The sequence below is a fragment of the Acinetobacter puyangensis genome (assembly GCF_900096995.1).
GTDB lineage: Bacteria > Pseudomonadota > Gammaproteobacteria > Pseudomonadales > Moraxellaceae > Acinetobacter > Acinetobacter puyangensis.
In genome coordinates, this window is sequence record NZ_OANT01000003.1 from 24744 (window position 1) to 44777 (window position 20034).

Annotated in this window: 17 protein-coding genes; 8 read left to right on the forward strand and 9 right to left on the reverse strand. The window is 40.0% G+C overall.

Annotation, left to right across the window (positions count from 1 at the left end; translation table 11 throughout):
• Window position 1: 1 nt before the first annotated feature.
• The 3 genes from guaD to tenA form a co-directional block, all read right to left on the reverse strand.
• Window positions 2-1369 (reverse strand): guanine deaminase, encoded by a 1368-nt coding sequence (gene guaD / locus CRO21_RS06635; RefSeq protein ID WP_097078551.1) that lies wholly within the window; start codon window positions 1367-1369, stop codon window positions 2-4.
• 431 nt (window positions 1370-1800) lie between these two features.
• Complete coding sequence (locus tag CRO21_RS06640) at window positions 1801-2175, reverse strand: hypothetical protein (RefSeq protein WP_097078876.1); 375 nt, start codon at window positions 2173-2175, stop codon at window positions 1801-1803.
• A 163-nt stretch (window positions 2176-2338) separates the two neighbouring features.
• Window positions 2339-3013, reverse strand: a complete 675-nt coding sequence (gene tenA, locus CRO21_RS06645) for a thiaminase II (RefSeq protein ID WP_097078552.1) — start codon at window positions 3011-3013, stop codon at window positions 2339-2341.
• Between the two features lie 91 nt (window positions 3014-3104).
• Here tenA and CRO21_RS06650 point away from each other — a divergent pair, with 91 nt between their 5' ends.
• The gene (locus tag CRO21_RS06650; RefSeq protein WP_097078553.1) at window positions 3105-3518 is read left to right on the forward strand and encodes a GFA family protein; all 414 of its coding nucleotides are present in this window, start codon (window positions 3105-3107) and stop codon (window positions 3516-3518) included.
• A gap of 228 nt (window positions 3519-3746) precedes the next feature.
• Complete coding sequence (locus tag CRO21_RS06655) at window positions 3747-4769, forward strand: AraC family transcriptional regulator (protein WP_097078554.1); 1023 nt, start codon at window positions 3747-3749, stop codon at window positions 4767-4769.
• Window positions 4770-4807: 38 nt separating this feature from the next.
• Here the strand turns inward: CRO21_RS06655 and CRO21_RS06660 are convergent, their stop codons facing one another.
• The 5 genes from CRO21_RS06660 to CRO21_RS06680 all read right to left on the reverse strand — a co-directional run bounded on the left by CRO21_RS06660 (window position 4808) and on the right by CRO21_RS06680 (window position 11265).
• Complete coding sequence (locus CRO21_RS06660) at window positions 4808-5566, reverse strand: fimbrial biogenesis chaperone (protein WP_097078555.1); 759 nt, start codon at window positions 5564-5566, stop codon at window positions 4808-4810.
• Complete coding sequence (locus CRO21_RS06665; RefSeq protein ID WP_097078556.1) at window positions 5563-7167, reverse strand: fimbrial protein; 1605 nt, start codon at window positions 7165-7167, stop codon at window positions 5563-5565. Before CRO21_RS06665 ends, CRO21_RS06660 begins: the two co-directional genes overlap by 4 nt.
• A gap of 2 nt (window positions 7168-7169) precedes the next feature.
• On the reverse strand, window positions 7170-9851 hold the full coding sequence (locus CRO21_RS06670) for a fimbria/pilus outer membrane usher protein (RefSeq protein WP_097078557.1): 2682 nt from the start codon (window positions 9849-9851) through the stop codon (window positions 7170-7172).
• A 21-nt stretch (window positions 9852-9872) separates the two neighbouring features.
• Complete coding sequence (locus CRO21_RS06675) at window positions 9873-10616, reverse strand: fimbrial biogenesis chaperone (RefSeq protein ID WP_097078558.1); 744 nt, start codon at window positions 10614-10616, stop codon at window positions 9873-9875.
• A 133-nt stretch (window positions 10617-10749) separates the two neighbouring features.
• Entirely contained in the window at window positions 10750-11265 is a 516-nt protein-coding gene (locus CRO21_RS06680) for a fimbrial protein (protein ID WP_097078559.1), read from the reverse strand.
• A 414-nt stretch (window positions 11266-11679) separates the two neighbouring features.
• Here CRO21_RS06680 and CRO21_RS06685 point away from each other — a divergent pair, with 414 nt between their 5' ends.
• From CRO21_RS06685 to CRO21_RS06695, 3 genes are all read left to right on the forward strand, one after another.
• Window positions 11680-13044, forward strand: a complete 1365-nt coding sequence (locus CRO21_RS06685) for an MFS transporter (protein ID WP_097078560.1) — start codon at window positions 11680-11682, stop codon at window positions 13042-13044.
• Between the two features lie 58 nt (window positions 13045-13102).
• Window positions 13103-13672 (forward strand): single-stranded DNA-binding protein, encoded by a 570-nt coding sequence (gene ssb, locus CRO21_RS06690; protein ID WP_097078561.1) that lies wholly within the window; start codon window positions 13103-13105, stop codon window positions 13670-13672.
• A gap of 304 nt (window positions 13673-13976) precedes the next feature.
• A complete protein-coding gene (locus CRO21_RS06695; protein ID WP_097078562.1) occupies window positions 13977-15680 on the forward strand; it encodes an NAD-dependent malic enzyme in 1704 nt (567 codons plus the stop codon).
• Window positions 15681-15829: 149 nt separating this feature from the next.
• Here CRO21_RS06695 and CRO21_RS06700 read toward each other — a convergent pair whose 3' ends face one another.
• Complete coding sequence (locus CRO21_RS06700) at window positions 15830-16726, reverse strand: LysR family transcriptional regulator (RefSeq protein WP_097078563.1); 897 nt, start codon at window positions 16724-16726, stop codon at window positions 15830-15832.
• 152 nt (window positions 16727-16878) lie between these two features.
• On the opposite strand from CRO21_RS06700, the gene CRO21_RS06705 reads away from it, so the two are divergent.
• The 3 genes from CRO21_RS06705 (at window position 16879) to CRO21_RS06715 (ending at window position 20024) form a co-directional block, all read left to right on the forward strand.
• The gene (locus CRO21_RS06705; protein ID WP_097078564.1) at window positions 16879-17730 is read left to right on the forward strand and encodes an aldo/keto reductase; all 852 of its coding nucleotides are present in this window, start codon (window positions 16879-16881) and stop codon (window positions 17728-17730) included.
• 21 nt (window positions 17731-17751) lie between these two features.
• Complete coding sequence (locus tag CRO21_RS06710; RefSeq protein WP_097078565.1) at window positions 17752-18801, forward strand: alpha/beta hydrolase; 1050 nt, start codon at window positions 17752-17754, stop codon at window positions 18799-18801.
• Between the two features lie 89 nt (window positions 18802-18890).
• The gene (locus CRO21_RS06715) at window positions 18891-20024 is read left to right on the forward strand and encodes a cupin domain-containing carboxymuconolactone decarboxylase family protein (protein WP_097078566.1); all 1134 of its coding nucleotides are present in this window, start codon (window positions 18891-18893) and stop codon (window positions 20022-20024) included.
• The last annotated feature ends 10 nt before the right edge of the window (window positions 20025-20034 follow it).

The window sequence follows — 20034 nt, forward strand, 5'->3', positions numbered from 1 at the left end:
GCTAAACTACTTTTTGCCCTTCGACCCAGACTTCAATGATATTTTGGCGTTCGGTGTTATAGATGATTTTTTGCAGGATATCCTCAGGGCGATCATCCGGCCAGATTTTTAAATTACTGTGTGGATGCTGGGTATCAATCACCATGACATCAAAATAAAAATCTTCGCGAATCTGGCCAATCGCTAAATCAAGCGCAATGCCGCCACCTGCACTGGCCAGCCAGAATGCTTCCTTATAACTGATCGCTGCTTCTTGGGTGCCGCGCTGTCCTGCCTCAATGCCGCCATCAACCCCATCCTGTAAGGCTTTACTGGCAGTGATGGCGTGCTGACAGGCATTAAATAAAGATGGACTATGTCCACCAGCGACATCTGTGCCGAGTCCGATATGAAGCTGTTGTTCGAGGGCACGTCTTAAAGGAAAAACGCAATTGGCAAAATAAAAATTGGACAGCGGGCAATGGGCGATTCCGGCTTGTTGCTGCTTGATCAGGGAAAAATCTTCTTGGGTGATTTTATTACTATGCGCCAGAATGGTTTTACGGCTAAGTAAACCAAAATCGTTTAAGGTGGCAGTATCAGTTTTGCCATAACGATCCAAGCCGTATTGATGTGCCCAATCACTTTCAGAACAATGGGTTTGGACATGGCAATCTGTATCTTGTGCAATTTCGCCTAAACCTTGCAACATGGTATCGCTACAGGACGGAATAAAACGTGGCGTGATCACTGGCTGCACCCGCTGCGTTTCATTTTGTGGCAATTGACGTACCGCTTCAATAAAGTCCCGGACTTCCTGCAAGGCTTGTTGTGTATCTGTTTCGATATAATCTTCGGGACATTGTTCTGGATTATCCATACTCACCTTACCGATTAAGGCACGCTGACCTTTTTGCAGGCAGATTCTGGCCAGTTCCAGACTCGCTGGGGTATGAATAGAAGAAAAATATAAAACTGTTGTGGTGCCATTGGCCAACAAGGTTGTGACCATATCTTGATAAATCGGACGGGCAAATTCGACACTGGCATATTTCTTTTCCAATGGGAAGGTATGTTGTTGTAACCAGTCCGCTAAAGGCAAATCCAGTGCTTTACCCAGTTGAGGCCATTGTGGGGCATGTAAATGTAAATCGACAAAGCCGGGGAGTAGGTAATGATGCTCCGGATATTGAATCAGGGTAAATTGTTTAAATAGTGCTCGATAGCTGTCGTATAATGCATCATCATGGTGAATAATGCGGATAATTTTGCCATTCTTGCCGATACATAACAGCGCCTGTGGATAAAATAAAATTTCCTGTGGAGAACTTGCAGTAAAAAAATTAGCCTGAATAACCAGTTGAATATCCGGTAAAAAAGATTGGTCCATAGAACAATTTGTGCCTTTATTTTAGCAACGGAAGCCTAGGGGCTGTCGCCATTTAATCTATGGTTGCGACAATGGATATTTTTTAGGCGATACAAGGCATGAATAGTGAGATTTAGTCATTCTAAATGAACTATTCATAACGCAGTAGCGTCGAAAAATCTCCTTGTCCCGTAGGGTTGTGGCTAAAATTCCCCCAAACTTCGTTATGAAACTTGACAAGGGAATAACCATTGCCTGCGTTTCATGCCTTGTTTGAAGAAATTTTAGCCTACAACGCAACCTATTTATCAAATGATGACAGACCCTAAACGCCATCGTATTAAAAAATTTTGTTTAAACGATTTAGTTTGGCTGCAATAATTGTTCCATTATTCAGGCTTTGATCTATAGTTTTGTACAATCGATCCTCAACAATAAGAATGTTGAATGATTTAGCACACCATGGAGTATTGATTTTCAAAAATTGAATCAATCTGCTCAAATGTGATTGTGCGTTGGTCGGCATGATGTTTTCGTGCGTAATGATTGATTTCCAGCTCAAGACGTTCCAGAAATTGCACATAATTCTGCTCGAAATCTTCTAGATCACGCAGATCGAAACGCGTGGGATGGTGGCAATTATAACGGCCAATAAAATCCAGCATTAAATCCTGAATATGGCGATTGGTATAATAAATTAAGTAAGTCGCTGCCGAACCACAATGCAAGCAGCCTTGTTCTAGATAGATTTCTTCATTATTCAGCCAACAGCATTGTAGTGTAAAGAATGCACGAATGGCTTCTGTACCTAGAGTTTGATGTTGCATGGGCATACCTCTCATTCTTATATGATGTCAATCTGACATAAAACCAAAAAATCAATAATGATTATCATTTAATATTGTTAGAATGCGCTATGCAACTTTAAAAATCAAGTCGGAAAAGGACAATTCTCAGGATTTAATGATCAAAAAATGCCTGTTTTTGTATCTAAACGTGATCTAACCCATCCCAGTTGCGTTGCTGATAAGCACTGTCCCAGAACAGCCATTCCAGTTTTGCTGCCATGGTGTATGCTGCATGCATTTTGGCAAGTGTATCGGCATCACATCGTGTAGCCACCAGGTCAATGGTACGAATCACATTACTCACCGCGGTATGAAATTCTTCTCCTGCATAAGTATCAATCCATGCTTGATACGGGTTATTGACAACTGATTTCTGCACAATTGCTCGCCCTACTTCTGCATAAATCCAGAAGCAGGGCAGCAATGCAGCCAGCACGATCGGATAGGCTTCACGCCATGCGGTTGCAGTTAGAAAAGTCGTATAGTGATGACAGGCCAGAGTCAACGGGGTACTTTCAAATTGTACTTTGCTGATACCAAAATCCTGCATAAATCCGTCATGCAAACTGCGTTCCACCACAATAGCCACTTTGGCCGCTTCGGAAAACTGAATCACAGCATCGGCATCAAATGCTTTGGCCGCAGCAACTGCCAAGGCCCGACCATAGGCAAGCAAATAATGGGCATCCTGGATCACGTAATGGCAAAAAACTTCCCGACTTAAACTGCCTTGTGCCAGTTCCTGATTAAAGGGTAAATTTAAGGTTGCTTGATATAAATCCAGATTACGTGCCCAAACATCCTGACTAAATGACATGCGATGATACTTCCTTTTGTTGCTATTGACTTTGTCTAGTGTTCTAACATAATCCTGAATATTACTCTAGCTGACCTTTGGTGGGATCAACATGCAACAGGCAAAATATCATGGCAGTTGTTTATGCGGTGCAGTGCAATATGAATTACTTGATGATTTCAATGACATTATTCAGTGCCATTGTCAGAAATGCCGCAAAGCGACTGGCACAGCATCTGCAACCAATGCACCTGTTCATAAAGATACCTTTAAACTTGTAAAAGGTGCAGCACAATTAAAAGCATTTGCTTCAAGTGCCAATGCCAAGCGTTATTTTTGTGGAGAATGTGGCAGTCCAGTCTATTCGGTAAAAGATACTGCACCAGAGATTTATCGTATACGTATCGGTTTGATTGATGAAGATATTCCACATCGTATTGCCAAACATGTTTTTGTCGGGTCAAAAGCCAATTGGGATCAGATTTTCGATGATGCCCCACAATTTGAAGATTTTCCTTCAACTTAATCATAGTATTAAAAAATTAAAAGAATATTATGTATTGTATTCTACAGTCTAATAATTTTATTTGCCTAAATTTATAAATATTTTTCATTATAAAACACGCTACAATATTATTTGGAAAAGGCCTCGGATTTGCACTCATTTAAATTATATGGTATTTTATATTAAAGTCATTAATTATTTTGTATAGAATTTTTTTGTAATTGAAGTATTATTTATAGTAAGAGTAAAATGGAAAGTAAAAATAAAGGTTCTGTATGTGCATCATTACTTATGATGGTTGTGGATTTCTGTAAAACTAATAATCTTGATATACCAGAAGAATGTACTCGATATTTTAATCAAGATTTTACAATATTAAATGATATCTATGCAAGAGTATCATTAGCTACTTGGTGTAATATTTTATATGAAATTCATCGTCAGTATCCAGTTGCTGCTCTAGGATTAAAAATTGCTGAACATGTTCAACCTTCTTATGCTGGGATACTGACTTATTTAGCTTTTTCCAATCCTAACTTATTTGATGCACTTCCTGACTTTATTAATTATAGTCGTCTGGTTTATGATTACCAATATTTAAATTTCGATATAAAAAATGATGAAATTGAATTTAGCTGGTCAGATTATAATGAATTATCAGGACTATTAGTTGATGAGCTATTTATTGCTGTATTTGTTAAGATATTAAAACTAGCCATTTATCCTCATGAACTTCCAGTTAGACGTATCCATTTTATCTATAAAAAACCAAAAAATATTGGTATATATGAAGAATTTTTTCAATGTCCTGTTTATTTTGACATGCCATTATCTGGGGTAGTATTTTCTATTTCTGGTTTTAAAAATATAACTTTATCTTCTCCAGATGAAATACTTTATGAAATATTAAAGCAGCAAGTTGACTGGTTGGTTGAGGAACTTAAAAATTATAATGACTTTGAACAGAGAGTTTATTTAAGTATAGTATCTGCAATTAAAGATAAAGATGTATCTATGGAGGCTGTAGCAAAAAATATGGAAGTAACAGTTACAAAATTACGTCAGATATTGATACAAAAAGAATTAGATTTTTCTGATTTATTGGCGGATACACGTTATAAACTAGCACAACAATATTTAAAAAAGCCTAAACTTAGCATCAATGCTATTTCAGAAATGTTAGGATATTCTGAACAAAGCTCATTTCAGCGTGCATTTAAAGTTTGGTCAGGAACTACACCTCTGAAATGGCGAAAAATGAATAGAGCGTAATACTATTTCATCAAATACTTTTTAAAAGTACTGAATATTTATTGCGTCTGTTTTTTATCATATTTACCCACAATGCTATGTCCTTGATCATTAACAAAGCTAAAATTTATCTTTTCAAAATCAGTTAATTGTGAGCTATTTTGCAAATGATATATTCGTTTGCTCAATGGAGGCGTCATCATATCCATTTCTTGTTGAATCTGAATTTCTTTTCCAGCTTGGAAGATTGACAAACCGGTAAATGATATATGGTAGGGTGTAGGATTATGACAAATTAAAATTGTTTGTCCTTGTTGCTGTTGTAGGTAAAATTGCAATTGCTGAGCAATCTGTGTCGAGTCCATTTTTTTAAGCGTTTTAGGCCGATAGAAAATTTTAAGCTGAGTATTCATCGCCAGATCCAGACGGGCTTTATTTTCTGTAACGGGACCGGAAAGCTCTTTTGGTTTACCAGGGATTTCATATAGGTTTAGCCAATATACAGATTCCCGATCCTGTGGCATTGCATCGCCATTATGTACGATGCGTAAGGCTTGAATACCTTGTGGATTCATTTTAAATACCGCTGGCAGTATCACAAATGGGGCTTTAGCTTGTAGTGGATTGCCCAAACCATCATCGATCCATGTTTGCGTGATGATTGGATATTCATTAATATTCGCTAGCGTCACAGATTGGGCATTATCATTTTGCATATAGATAATGCGACTTGTTGATGTCGCAAATCCAGCAAAAGTTGTTGTACTAAAGAGAAAACAGAATATAAATATAGAAAAACCAGTATTTAATTGCTTCATTGTATTTTCACCACTACAGTTGCTGTTGAATAAATGGAACCTGTGGTTACCGGTGGAGCACCATCAATTTTTTTCAAATCGGCAGTATAGTTGATGTTATAGCGGGTATAGCCTGATAATGGTGTACCAATATTGGCTGCATGGTTAAGGATAGGATACCATCCTGCCGCATTGCCTTGTGGAAACGTAACGGCTGGGTAGCATGCTTGATTATTACTTGAGCCGCAACTCACGCTATGGTTACCGGAGGTCGCAGGCGTTGAACCCGTAGCTCCTGGTTGTCCCAGTAACGTAATATAATTACTATCACCTTGATATTTAATATAAATACCGACATTTTTTGCGCGTAACGTATTGCTTGAATAGTCATCAGAGAGTAGTGTGGATACACCATTACTTGCATTGACCAGTGTAGGCGAAAATGCTTGTGCTGCACTATATGCACCCTGTGATGGTTGTATACCAATGGCAACCTGACCATTTCCTATTCCAGAGCTTACTGCATTATGGCAGTCAATCTGCACTTGAAAATCTCTACTTAAGATATTGTTTGCATTAAGAAAGATGGTTGAAGTTATGCCAAAGTTGACGGCCGGAGTTACCATATTTAATTTACAGGCACTGGTGGTATTATCTAAATAGGCAGAGTTGTACAAAGTATAGCCAAAACCATTATCGGCTCCCCAAAAATACCATGTGTCGCCAGCAACGCTATGGGTTACGCCAATTGCATCATGAGCAAAAGCAACATATTCATTGCCATTAGGACTGCCTGATGTGCTTACACTCTCACCCAGAGTAATATAGGAAATAGGCTGATTACAGTTATAGTTGCCATATTGTCCCATCCCCAGATCATTACCAGTTGCATTACTTGGCGTGGTGTAGGAATTGCAATATTCATTGGCTGGACTGCTATAAGGGGGTTGTCCAGCGACACGGAGTAGTTCAAACTGCATGGTAGGTAAGTGTTTCAGTCTGATACAATGCCAACCAGGTTGACATTTATCTTTGGCCCAGCCGACAGAGCCAGCAGTACCAGTTTCATATTGTATTGGAACACCTTTATACTGACGGCCTAGCACTTGACCATCAATATATTGGCGGATTCCGACATATTTAAACCAAGTATAAAATACATTTGTTTCCCCGCCTGCATTGACCGGATCAACTGGAAAATAACCTCCGACTCGGTCATCACCATTGACTGAGACCAAAAAGCGAATTTTGCTCATATCTGTACTGGGAGAGCATGCCCAGAGTAAACTTTCGGCATAGGTATTACGAATTTTATAGGCGGTGGGCGGTACGCTAGCAATTGCTAAACTACTACCATTGGGCTGTATGGCATTATCCATCAAATGAATTTTACCTATCGAAATTCTGGCAGAGTTATTATCTTCGGTTTGTGTGGTATTGGAATCCCCCCATGTTGCACCGGTTGTTCCATTTTCGATAATTGTATTACCTGAACGTGTTACACCTGCATATTCACCTGTATTATAGTGAACCGAACGACACGCTGCCCATCCCTCACTTTCTACGGACAGTAACACAATACCAATGATTACGCCAAGAGAAAGTCCGAAATTTTTACTCATTTTTAATGCTCCATCTTACATTGGGCTGATAGCTTAATTAATGGTTGAGTCAGTTGTTGATTATCGATCTGATAAGGTAGTGAGCAGCTTTGGGCTGTTTCATCGCCCCAATTGAGTAACAAGGTACCTTTTTGCTGTTCGACTCTTATATAGACCTGACCTGATTGACCCACCATGCCAATCACTGCGCCATCTGCATTGCGAACTTCTGCGCCCATTGGCACAGTACTTTCATCGTCAAGCTCGCTCTGAATCAGTACGCTATAACCCATACGTGTCTTAAACTTGACTTTTATTGCTGCACCTGCATAAGGCGCAATACGTTGTTCGCCACCTTCGATTTCTACATTACTGGAGGTGCCTTGGGGGTCTAAGACCAGATTGTTATAACGGTAAGGGGTGATGCTTGGCACAAGGACATAGCCAAAGCGATCCACCTTGCTGTAAGGTGCATTGATGACAGTCGCACCTTCTGCACCTTTGGCTTCAACCAATGCAAACGTATCGCCAAGATAGGAACCGAACGTTACACCACCTGCATGGATTGCCAGCGCACCACTGGCATTGAGCGAACCTTGCCAATATTGGTTGCTATAAGAAGTGTTGGCACCGAGCTGGATATTGGAGAAACGTTTATATAATCCTGCATTATAATTTTGCTGATCTGAATCACCAGTTCCACTCATCCCGACATTATAGCCAAAGCTATAATTTTCATCGAAAGCGCCTGTAACATCGAGCTGGTAATTATCTTGGTCGTTACTGCGATTGTAATTGGCATTTAGCCTTGGTGTAGTAAGTGTGCGATTGCGGCCCAATGGCAGACTGATACTTAAACCACCATAGTTATCAAAGCGTTCTTCGGTGATCACCCCGCCATTGATGCTGTGTACTTTTTGTCTTGTATAATTCAGATTTAAATTTAGAATGCCAAAGTTTTTGTTATAACCTACCTGATATAAAGTATCCCGTTTTCGTCCGTCCCGATAGTTTTGAGTTGAACCTGAAACATAGAGTGAACCATAATTACCCAAAGGCTGGCTGATACTGACCTGAAAGCGTGAATGCTGTAAATAGCTATCTGATGACCAGCGTGTGCCATTGTTCCATGCATAACGAATGCCCAGCACATCATTTAGATCGCGATAACCTTTGGTAGAATAACGATAGCCTGCTAGTGCAATAGTGGTGTTGGTTGGCGTAAAGGTTTTGCTATAGGTCAGATTTGCCATCCACCCATCGACATTATCCCAACCATTGGGCGTTGGTAATTTTGCCCGTGAATAGGTGATATTTGCCCCAAGTGCACCTAATACATCTCCATATACGCCACCAAATGCAGCCGCTTGGTAATCATCACTTATACGTAAACCACTGTTTATTGTTATGTTATTATTTACACCATATTCATAATCTAGATCGGAAAAGATCGTATTTTCTGTGGCATTTAAATCCGTTCGTCCGAGTGAAAGACTATAGTTTGACAAACCTTCACGGAGTGAGGTCGGTACTGCGGCATAAGGTATGGTTGTTGAGTGTTGTGAACCATCTGCCTCAGTCACAACAACGGTCAGGTTACCATTATAATTGGTTGGATAAAGATCGTTGATTTCAAACGAACCTGGTGCAACGGTAATTTGATAGATTTCCTGACCATTTTGTTGCACCGAAACTTTGGCATTGGTTTGCGCGATACCACGAATCACAGGCGCATAACCTCGCAATGAGTCTGGGCGCATGCGTTGATCGGTTGCCAGATTCAAACCAATATAGGGTAAGCCTGAAAAGAAGCGTCCAGATGTATAATCTTGTCCAAGTGTCAATTGTGATTTTAGTTGATCGATTGGACGTTGCACATAACTACGAATATTATTCCACTTTGTTTCATGGTTGTTGTCCATAGTAAGACTGGATTGTTGACGATACTGCCATTTACCAAAATTGATACCACCATTTAAGCTCATAAACGCAGATTCATAATTACTGCCATTGTTTATTCTATTCTCGGTATAGTAATAATTACCTAGATAATTGATAAAGCCAATACTTGTACCTGCATCAAGATCGGCAGGATTGACATAACCCTGTGGCAGATTTTTCATTAGGCTTTGCGGTACACTTAAATCCAGACGTAATATTGAAAAGTCCAGTTGACTACTGCTACTTTTGGCAACCTGTGACAGGGTTAAGCAGTCATTTTGCGGTAGGGACTGATTCGTAAGCTGTTCCCGAAAACTGACATCACCTAAAATCCCTGCATGTTCAAGTATGTCCGGTGTTAAACACGCATCCACACCCTGCGGAGCATTTTTATTTTCAGCAAAACGAATAGTTTGACGTTCAACAAAGCGTTTATTGATATAAATATCGACTTTATAGCTATCTGCTTCGATTTGATCGGCATGGTTAAAGCGTTCAATCATGCCTGCACTTAAACCAGTCCCTTTAAATAAGTTGCTATCAAATATATAAACCTGCTCAGTAGAATTCACTTCCTGTGCTGGTTGAACAGGGTAATCAATTAAATTTTCATTGGTTTCATGCGTAGACAATATGCCAATTTTCTCTGCTGTCTTTGGTGCATTTTCAATACGTTCTGTACTTTGAGCCTGCGCTGTTTCCACTAGAATTCCACTGATTAAAATTGCCAGACAACAAGGTCGTAATATGGTTTTTTTTTCCATGCTTCACTTCCTTTTTATATATTATGGCTGAGGGCGAATGTTATATTGATGAAAAGCCCCATAATCATTGACCAAGGTGATCTGAAGCTGTATCGCAGCTTGCGTCGGAATAGGTTGTTTAAGCTGCCACTTTTCACTGGATTTTGGTGCGATCATCGTGATGTCTTTAATATTAATTTTTTGTTCGTCGACCTGAAGTGTTGCCTGCGTGAGATTTGCATAATAACCAGTAGGATTAGTGATCTGTAACCAACTGCCAGTTTGATCCTGTTGTAACTTAAAATTGAGTTGTTCTGGGAGATTCTCGACTTTTTCGGTAATGGTTTTGGGGCGATAAAATACTTTCAAACGATTTTTTACCAACAAAACAAGTTTATTTTCCTCCATCGTAATTTGATCCATGGCAGGAATTTGTTTAAAATTTAAATAAAAAATAGATTCACGATCTTTAGGAAGTTGGCCATCACCGATATAAAACAAGCGTGTTGTTTGTCCGGTATGGGGACTAAGACGGAACACCTGTGGATTGACCATAAAAGGTGCGTCTGCGGTTTCTGGAGTTGAGCGATCATCGCCCTGATCTAACCACACTTGTACTAAAAATGGTAAATCACTATTATTGCTGAATTGTAGGGTTTTTTCTTTTTTTTCGGCTGGGAAAATAACTCGGGTACCTGTCATAATTACATTGGCATAGACAAGATTTGTACAGAAAACACTGCATAAGCATAATAACTTAATCCCAAATTTTTGAGCCATTATCATGATGTCATCCTCATTATAGATTTTCTTTATTGTCTAATCGTGGCATAAATCTGTCATGAGACTGCTGTTTTAAACAGCAGTCTCATGATGAAATAATGTTTTACAGAGATATTCGATTTAGTAGAGTGGTGTATTATGGATAAATCACTTCATAATCTGTAACAGCAAGTACAGTACCAGCAGTAGCCGCTGCATCAGCGTAATATTGGGCAGTCAGATCGTATGAAGCAGTACCATTACTTGTTGTTTTTCCTGATGTTTGTGCAATACCAGTAGTAAATGTGATAGGTGAACTACCAGCACTACCATCTAGAAGTTGCACCGCAACATTTGTGGCAGTACCCGTAGAACCGAGGTTTGTACCATCAGGATTATGCGCTGCAAAGCGTATAGCAACATCATCTGCGGTTCCTGCATCACAGCCTGTGATGTTAATGGTGAATGGAGTTGCACCTGCTGTATTGCCTGTAGCTGTAAGGCTACCTACACCAATAGTTGGTAGAGTTACAGTAGGATTTGCACTACCGCCAACATTGACAGTACATGTATTTGAATCAACAGTACCCTGAAAAGTAATGGTATTTGCTGCCATTGCCATATTTGCTACCCCGGCAGCGATTAGAGCTAAAGCAAAAGATTGGAGTTTCATAGTTTTTCCTTTTATGGATGAATAAATATGCGCTTTCGGAGAAAATCTCTATCTAAATTTATTTCTTGCAATGAATGATTGAGATATCCTGGAAAAATACTAACAAATTAACTAAGCAACCGTATTGACATAAATAATAAAAAAATTGACACAAATCACATTATTTATATAAAAAGCTAACAGTAATATAATTTAAAGCTTATTTTGCATAGATAAGTTGATTGCATTGATTTCTTTGTTTTATGTGTCTTAAGATGATATTAATTCACAGAAGAAAAGTAGAAAGTCTGGACTTTTGCTAAGATATATGACAGAAAATGTCACATTTGTTGAGATGAGCCAGTTTAGAAAATTTAAATTGTTCAAGATGTTTTTCCTTTATAATATAGCCGATGTCATAAGCCAGATGTATTGATGATGAATAGCCTTGAACGTCGCTCGACCTTTGCACTGAGTAGTATTTTTGCACTACGCATGCTTGGGCTGTTTATGATCATTCCCGTTTTTGCCGTGGCAGGACAGCAATATACTGGTGCGACCCCAGCATTAATTGGTCTGGCGGTGGGAATTTATGGCTTAAGTCAGGCGTGTTTACAAATTCCATTTAGCTTGTGGGCAGATCGTTTTAGCCGTAAACCACTCATTATTATTGGTTTGGCTTTATTTGCCATTGGTGGTGCGATTGCTGCGCTCTCTACCTCGATTTATGGGGTCATTCTTGGCCGTGCGATTGCTGGGAGTGGCGCAGTTTCTGCTGTGGTGATGGCATTATTATCTGATGTAACCCGCGAAGAACAACGTTCCAAAGCCATGGCATTTATGGGCATGAGTATTGGCTTGTCTTTTATGCTGGCCTTTAGTCTGGGGCCGTGGGTGACCACCAAAGTCGGGATATCAGGATTGTTTTGGGTCACCACCATCATGGGGATGCTGGCCATGCTGATGTTACTGCTGGTACCCAAAGTTAGTCGTCATTATCGTGTTGCACCTCAAGGCTATTTAACCCAGCTAAAACAAGTTCTGGCGATGGGTGATTTAAATCGCCTGCATGTTTCGATTTTCATGCTGCATCTATTGTTGACGGCCATGTTTGTTTTTATTCCATCCCAGCTGATTGAATATGCAGATATTCCATTGGCAAAGCAAGGCTGGGTCTATTTACCTTTACTCTTAATCAGTCTATTGTTTGCTTTTCCTAGCATTATTCTGGCAGAAAAATACCGCAAAATGCGCGGCATTTTTATTACTGCGGTGATTGCGATTGTCTTTGGTCTTGCCATTATGGCCTTTGGCGATCAGAGTAAATATGTGTTATTACTAGGCTTGGGCTTGTTCTTTATCGCCTTCAATGTGATGGAAGCTTTACTGCCATCATGGCTGTCCAAATCTGCACCGATTCAATCAAAATCTACGGCAATGGGGATTAACTCCAGTAGTCAATTTTTAGGTGCATTTTGTGGTGGTGTATTGGGTGGACAGTTATTGGGCTTTGCACAGACCAGTTGGGGTTGGGGCCTATTAACACTGCTTGCAGTGATCTGGTTAGGCCTAACTTTTAGTTTAAAACAACCGCGTTATTTATCTTCTATTGTGGTGTCATTACCTGAAACAAAAAAACTAGATGAATGGGCTTCCATTTTACTGGCGATTCATGGTATTGAAGAAGTGGTCGTGATGCCTGAAAAACAGGTGGCCTATCTCAAACTCGATAAGCAACAATTAAATGAATCATCAAGACAGGAATTGTCGCAGTTGTTGGGACAAGAGCTAGCGATTTAGTCTGAATTCTTATAGAGTACACAAACTAGAAACGTATCGTATAAAAGAGGAATAGCGCATGCGCGGAGTGAATAAGGTTATATTAGTCGGTACCTTAGGACGTGATCCAGAATCAAAAACATTTCCTAATGGTGGGTCGGTGTGTAATTTTTCCATCGCAACCAGTGAATCATGGGTAGATAAGAGTACTGGTGAACGTAAAGAACAAACAGAATGGCACCGTATCGTTTTAAATAATAAACTGGGTGAAATTGCACAGCAGTATTTGCGTAAAGGTTCGAAAGTCTATATCGAGGGTTCATTGCGTACCCGTCAATGGACTGATCAAAACGGACAGGAGCGTTATTCGACCGAAATTCGTGGTGACCAGATGCAAATGCTGGATTCACGTCCATCACAACAAGAAGGTGGCTGGAATCAACAGGGCAATGCTGGTTTTGATGCGCCACGTTTTAGTAATAATGCACCACAAGGTGGCGGTTATAATAACAACACAAATCAGGCACAGCCGCAGGGTGGCTATGGCGGTAATCAGGGGGGATATAATCAGGCACCGCAATCTGCGCCTGCTACACCTCGACAACAGCCTGCCAATTCAAATGAACCTGATGATGATTTACCGTTCTAGCCTATAGAATAATTAAACATTATTTTAATCGTAAAGAAAGTCTGATATATCAGGCTTTTTTTATTTTGAATCACAAAATTGTTTATCATAATTTTATAATGTTATTACTCATCAATACCTATTATTGAGATGGTGGTCTAATGTTAAGCTGTTTTTGATATTCCCTCTCTAAATAAGATTGATATGCTTATCACGCTTATAAATATCAAAAATGTCCTAAGATGAGCTAAGCTTGAGTGATGAGAAAATTGTAGTCGACATTGTCTATACTTCACCACAATGTCAATCAGTAAAGAGATGGCAAATGACTTCAGAAAGTGTAATCAATTCGCAATATCCATTATATGTCCCCTATGCAGGCAATAGTTTGTTGGAACTTCCTTTATTAAATAAAGGCTCCGCATTTACCAAAGAAGAACGTATCAATTTTAATTTATATGGCTTGATTCCGCATGTAATTGAAACCATTGAGGAACAAAGTCAGCGTTCTTATCAGCAATATTCTGCTTTTAGTAGCGAAATTAACAAGCATATTTATCTGCGTAATATTCAGGATACCAACGAAACACTGTTTTATCATGTACTCGGCAATCATTTAAGTGAAATTATGCCGATCATCTATACCCCAACAGTGGGTGAAGCATGTCAGCGTTTTTCTGACATCTACCGTCGTCATCGTGGTATTTTTATTTCTTATCCCAATCGTGAATATATTGATGATATTTTACACAATGTAAATAAGAAGAATATCAAGGTCATTGTGATTACTGATGGTGAACGTATTTTAGGATTAGGTGATCAGGGCATTGGCGGCATGGGGATTCCGATTGGTAAATTATCCTTGTATACCGCATGTGGTGGTATCAGTCCTGCCTATACCTTGCCAATTACACTCGATGTTGGGACGAATAATCAGCAATTGTTAAATGATCCGATTTATATGGGCTGGCGTCAACCACGTATTAGCGGTGATGAATATTATGATTTTGTCGATCAGGTGATTTCTGCGCTTAAACGTCGCTGGCCTAAGGCATTGATTCAGTTTGAAGATTTTGCACAGAAAAATGCCATGCCATTACTGGAAAAATATCGTGATCAGGTCTGCTGTTTTAATGATGATATTCAGGGAACTGCTGCTGTTTCGGTGGGGAGCCTGATTGCTGCATCACGGGCAGCCGGTAAACAGCTTAAGGATCAGACCATTACTTTTCTCGGGGCTGGTTCTGCTGGTTGTGGTATTGCCGAACAAATTATTGCGCAAATGGTAGCAGAAGGTTTAACGGATCAGGAAGCACGTGCCCGTGTCTATATGGTGGATCGTTTTGGTTTGATTACCGAAAATCAGCCAAACTTACTGGATTTCCAGCGTAAACTGGCGCAAAGACCGGAAGTGATTGAACAATGGGGCGATGCCAATGAAGTCATTTCATTACTTGATGTAGTGAAAAATGCCAAACCGACCGTATTAATCGGGGTATCTGGTCAGCCGGGATTATTTACCGAAGAAGTGATTCGTACCTTGGCGGCCAATTGTGAACGACCTATTGTATTGCCGCTTTCTAACCCTACCTCACGAGTCGAAGCCGTTCCTGCGGATATTATTCAGTGGACAGATGGTAAAGCTTTGATCGCTACAGGTAGTCCATTTGCACCGGTAAATTATCAGGGTAAGATCTATAATATTTCGCAGTGTAATAACTCATATATTTTCCCCGGTATTGGTTTGGGTGTAATTGCAAGTGGTGCAACACGCGTGACTGATAATATGTTGATGGCATCGAGTAATGCATTGGCAGATTGTTCACCAAAATTGGCTGATATCGAAGCAGACTTATTACCGGATATTAATGAGATTCAGAAAGTATCCAATATCATTGCTTTTAAAGTTGCAAAAGCTGCAATGGAAGATGGCGTTGCACCTTTGCTCAGTGATGATGAATTACGTCAGGCGATTAAAGACAATTTCTGGAAACCGCAATATCGTCAATATAAGCGTGTTCCTTTTTAATCAGAAACTAAAATAGATGATGGTTTAGTCGATTTACAAAGTATGGACATTTTCCACGTTTAATAAGCGGAGGAACTTATTTTAGTTTTGACATAAACTGAACTGGATTTCTTTGTTGTAGAGCAATTTGCATGGCAGATTGCTCATTTTTAATAAAGCTTTAAGGCATCTACCAGCAAACGGAACAACGGTGAAGATTCACGCCGGTTTGGATAATAGATGTAATATCGGGCATAACTCATTTCCCATGCTTGTAATAATATTACTAGCTCACCATGTAATAATTCAGATTCAACCATAGCTTTCGGTAACCATGCAATTCCTAGTCCATCAAGTGCGGCCTTAACTTTTAATCTCGCATGACTTACGATCATAACAAAGTCAGGTCGTAGATGAAGGACTTCATTCGATTTTTCTATATTTTTGAACTCCCATGTCATGATATTTTCATGGCTGGGTAATCGCATACCGATACAACGATGTTGGTGTAAATCATTCGGTGTTTTAGGGATATCGCAATTTTTTAAATAATGGGGTGAAGCTACTGTAATCATTTCTAAAGGTTCACTGACCGGGATAGCAATCATATCTTTATCTATAAGATGCCCTAAACGTATGCCGATGTCATAACGATCTTTTACAATATCTGAAAGTGCATAATCAGTGGTAAGTTCTAATTGGATCTTGGGATGATCATGTGAAAATTTTGCTAATTTATCCCACAATAAAAAGTTGATACTCAATTCCGTTCCATTAATTCGCAATTTTCCTTGAGGTGAATCCCGAAATTCATTCAAGTTATAGAGTTTTTGTTCAATACCTGTAATGAGTGGTTCAATATCATTCAGCAATTGCTCGCCTTCTTGCGTTGGAGAAACACTGCGAGTCGTTCGATTCAGTAATTTAATTCCAAGACGCTGTTCCAGCATTTTAAGGGTATAACTAAGTGCAGATTGGGATATGCCTAATTGTCCTGCGGCTTTGGTAAAACTCCCCAGTTGAGCAACTACAACAAATGCTTTTAAGTCATTTAAGTTTTCAGCCATTTCCTACCTCAATATCCTATTTTTTGTTAATCAAATGTAATTAATCAAAAATCTATATAAATGTAATCGAAATCGCCTGACTAATACATTGTTTATTGTCAGGTTATAGTTGTTTTTTAACCAATGTTCTGCATGTACGTGGTGAAATAGCAATGAAAACAGTTCGATTAAATAATGATATTGAAATGCCACTCGTTGGTTTTGGTGTGTTTCAAATGAATGATCCTGTGCAATGTGAGCAAGCCGTATTGCATGCGATTGATGTAGGCTACCGACTGATAGACACGGCAGCCTCTTATCAAAATGAAATTCAGGTGGGGAATGCACTTCGCCAAAGCCAAATCACTCGTGATGAGTTATTTGTGACCACAAAATTATGGTTACAAGATACCAGTTATGAGGGAGCAAAAGCCCAATTTGAACGTTCATTGAACCGTTTGCAACTGGATTATCTTGATCTTTATCTCATTCATCAGCCGATTGGTGATGTACACGGTGCATGGCGAGCAATGCAAGAGCTTTATGCCGCAGGCAAAATCCGTGCAATTGGCGTGAGTAATTTCTATCCTGATCGTTTAGCAGATTTGACCGCTTTCAACCAAGTAAAACCTGCGGTGAATCAGGTTGAGGTCAATCCATTTAATCAACAACTCCATGCTGTACCGTGGATGCAATCACGGGATATTCAACCAGAAGCATGGGCACCTTTTGCAGAGGGGCGTAATAACTTGTTTAACCAGCCTGTATTGGTCAATATTGGCAAAAAATATGGTAAGTCCGTTGGGCAGGTGGTTCTACGATGGTTATTGCAACGCAATGTTGTCTCTTTAGCCAAATCAGTAAATAAAGCGCGTTTACAGGAAAATATCGATATTTTTGATTTTGAGCTCTCTATTGAAGATATGACACAAATCACAGCCATGGACACAGCCACCAGTGCATTTTTCTCACATCGTGATCCTGCCATGATTGAATGGCTGGCTGGTCGAAAAATGGATGTCTAAACTTAAAATTCAGGAGCGATAATGAAAATTTTACAAACTGTTTTAATGTCGGCAGCTATTACCACTTCAGGTGCGGGCTTTGCCGCAGATAAAAAAGAAAATCCTTTTGGTTTGGTGTATGGCGGTGCAATTACTGAAAATGTTAAAGGTCAGGTCAATATTCATCCTGTTAGCTATAAGCTCAATGGGTTGGATATTGTTGCCAATGTCTATACACCTGCCAATTATGACCCGAATAAAAAATATCCTGCGGTTGTCGTGGCGCATCCCAATGGCGGCGTCAAGGAGCAAGTTGCTGGCTTATATGCACAGCGTCTGGCTGAACAGGGATATATCACCATTACTGCCGATGCAGCCTATCAGGGTGGCAGTGGTGGACAGCCACGCAGTATTGATAAACCCGCAAACCGTATTGAAGATGTGCATGGCATGGCAGATTTTATTACCCAATATGCGGGAGTGGACAACAACCGTTTAGGTTTACTTGGAATTTGTGGCGGTGGTGGCTATTCATTAGCAGCCGCAGAAACGGATAAACGTTTTAAAGTTGTCGCCACTCTAAGTATGTTTAATTCTGGACGTGTACGTCGTAATGGTTTTGCGGATTCACAACTGGATACCATTCAGCAGCGTTTAAAACAAGCCACGGATGCCCGCGCCCAAGAAGTTGCAGGTGGTAAAGTTCTTTATGCAGGTGATGCTGATATGACCGATGAGCAAATCGCTGCATTGCCATTTGAGATGTACCGACAGGGTTATGAATACTATTGGCGAACTCATGCCCATCCAAATTCAACCTTTAAATACACCATGAGCAGCTTGCTTGATCTGATGCGTTGGGATGCGACAGATCAGATTGAATTAATCAATCAGCCGTTACTGATGATTGCAGGCAGTAAGGCAGACAGCCTTTACATGACAGAAGATGCTTTTGCCAAAGCCATAGGTACAAAAGACAAAAGCTTATTTAAAATTCCAAATGCCACCCATATCGAAACCTATTGGAAACCTGAATATGTCAAACAGGCGATGGATCAACTGACTGTCTTTTATGGCAAGCATCTGAAATAAAAAATTGCTGGTTTGGATAATGGGCAATGATTTGATGGGTTTCCTTGAATCATTGACCTATTTTTTTAATAGGGATAATGGGGGATAACATGAAAAATCAGGTTAATGCATTATTGGTGATGAGTTCTCTCTCGGGTATGGTTTGGTCTGAGGATAAAATGGGCCAGCAGATCACGCCAGCGAATCAGCACGAGATTAGTCAAGCACCTACAAGTAATTTTTCTGGCAAGGCAAATTTTGCCCGTTATCCAGTCATGCCTTCACAAGGTGATGTTGCACCTGCCATTGTCAATTTTGAGGCTGGTACGATTACCAACTGGCATACCCATCCACACGGTCAATACTTGATTGTGACAGAGGGTGAAGGACGTACTCAGGAATGGGGTAAGCCCATCCAGACGATTCATAAAGGCGATACGATTTGGTGTCCACCCAATGTCAAACACTGGCACGGCGCAAGTGAGCATAGTGCAATGTCGCATATTGCGATTACCCCTGTGGCAACAAATGGCAAAAGCGTGACATGGCTGGAAAAAGTGGATTTCCCCACAAAAGCAAAACCTTTACAAACACCTGCAAAGGCTGAAACAGTACAGCTCAATACCAAACAATTAAGCTTAATCCCTATTGCTGCATTTACTGCAACAGGTGATCTGAAAAAACTAGAACCTGCTTTAATCAAAGGATTGGAAAGTGGTTTAACAGTGAATGAAATCAAGGAAGTGTTTGCCCATCAATACGCCTATACGGGTTTTCCCCGTGCCTTAAATGGCATGTTGACTTTTAAAAGTCTGCTTGAAGAACGCCAAAAACAAGGTATCAAGGATATACAGGGGGCACTGCCAAACACGTTACCAAGTGGTACTGATTACTATCAATTGGGTATAGAACGACTTGCCTATCTCAATAAAACCTCTATCGAAGACAATACCAAACCTCTCTTTGAAAATTTCTCACCCACGATGGACTATGCCTTAAAGGCACATTTATTTGGCTATCTGTTTAGCCGAGATAACTTAGCACCTTTAGAGCGTGAAATTATTGTGGTGAGTACGCTTTCCGCATTAGGGGATATTAATGCGCAACTACGTTCGCATTTAAGAATTACCCGAAATCTGGGGGTGGATGCTGTCCAGATGCAAAAAATTATCAGCACTTTACAACAATCCATCGGGGTAGATTTGGCAAAGAATGCCCAAAGTGTTTTACAGCAACTACAGTAACTGAGGGCAT

Coding starts and splice junctions, on each gene's coding strand:
- CRO21_RS06665 (WP_097078556.1), bottom strand. CDS start 7,167: ATGAGTAAAAATTTCGGACTTTCTCTTGGCGTAATCATTGGTATTGTG.
- CRO21_RS06660 (WP_097078555.1), bottom strand. CDS start 5,566: ATGAAGCAATTAAATACTGGTTTTTCTATATTTATATTCTGTTTTCTC.
- CRO21_RS06670 (WP_097078557.1), bottom strand. CDS start 9,851: ATGGAAAAAAAAACCATATTACGACCTTGTTGTCTGGCAATTTTAATC.
- ssb (WP_097078561.1), top strand. CDS start 13,103: ATGCGCGGAGTGAATAAGGTTATATTAGTCGGTACCTTAGGACGTGAT.
- CRO21_RS06715 (WP_097078566.1), top strand. CDS start 18,891: ATGAAAAATCAGGTTAATGCATTATTGGTGATGAGTTCTCTCTCGGGT.
- CRO21_RS06685 (WP_097078560.1), top strand. CDS start 11,680: ATGATGAATAGCCTTGAACGTCGCTCGACCTTTGCACTGAGTAGTATT.
- CRO21_RS06650 (WP_097078553.1), top strand. CDS start 3,105: ATGCAACAGGCAAAATATCATGGCAGTTGTTTATGCGGTGCAGTGCAA.
- CRO21_RS06640 (WP_097078876.1), bottom strand. CDS start 2,175: ATGCAACATCAAACTCTAGGTACAGAAGCCATTCGTGCATTCTTTACA.
- CRO21_RS06700 (WP_097078563.1), bottom strand. CDS start 16,726: ATGGCTGAAAACTTAAATGACTTAAAAGCATTTGTTGTAGTTGCTCAA.
- CRO21_RS06710 (WP_097078565.1), top strand. CDS start 17,752: ATGAAAATTTTACAAACTGTTTTAATGTCGGCAGCTATTACCACTTCA.
- CRO21_RS06695 (WP_097078562.1), top strand. CDS start 13,977: ATGACTTCAGAAAGTGTAATCAATTCGCAATATCCATTATATGTCCCC.
- CRO21_RS06655 (WP_097078554.1), top strand. CDS start 3,747: ATGGAAAGTAAAAATAAAGGTTCTGTATGTGCATCATTACTTATGATG.
- CRO21_RS06705 (WP_097078564.1), top strand. CDS start 16,879: ATGAAAACAGTTCGATTAAATAATGATATTGAAATGCCACTCGTTGGT.
- guaD (WP_097078551.1), bottom strand. CDS start 1,369: ATGGACCAATCTTTTTTACCGGATATTCAACTGGTTATTCAGGCTAAT.
- CRO21_RS06680 (WP_097078559.1), bottom strand. CDS start 11,265: ATGAAACTCCAATCTTTTGCTTTAGCTCTAATCGCTGCCGGGGTAGCA.
- tenA (WP_097078552.1), bottom strand. CDS start 3,013: ATGTCATTTAGTCAGGATGTTTGGGCACGTAATCTGGATTTATATCAA.
- CRO21_RS06675 (WP_097078558.1), bottom strand. CDS start 10,616: ATGATAATGGCTCAAAAATTTGGGATTAAGTTATTATGCTTATGCAGT.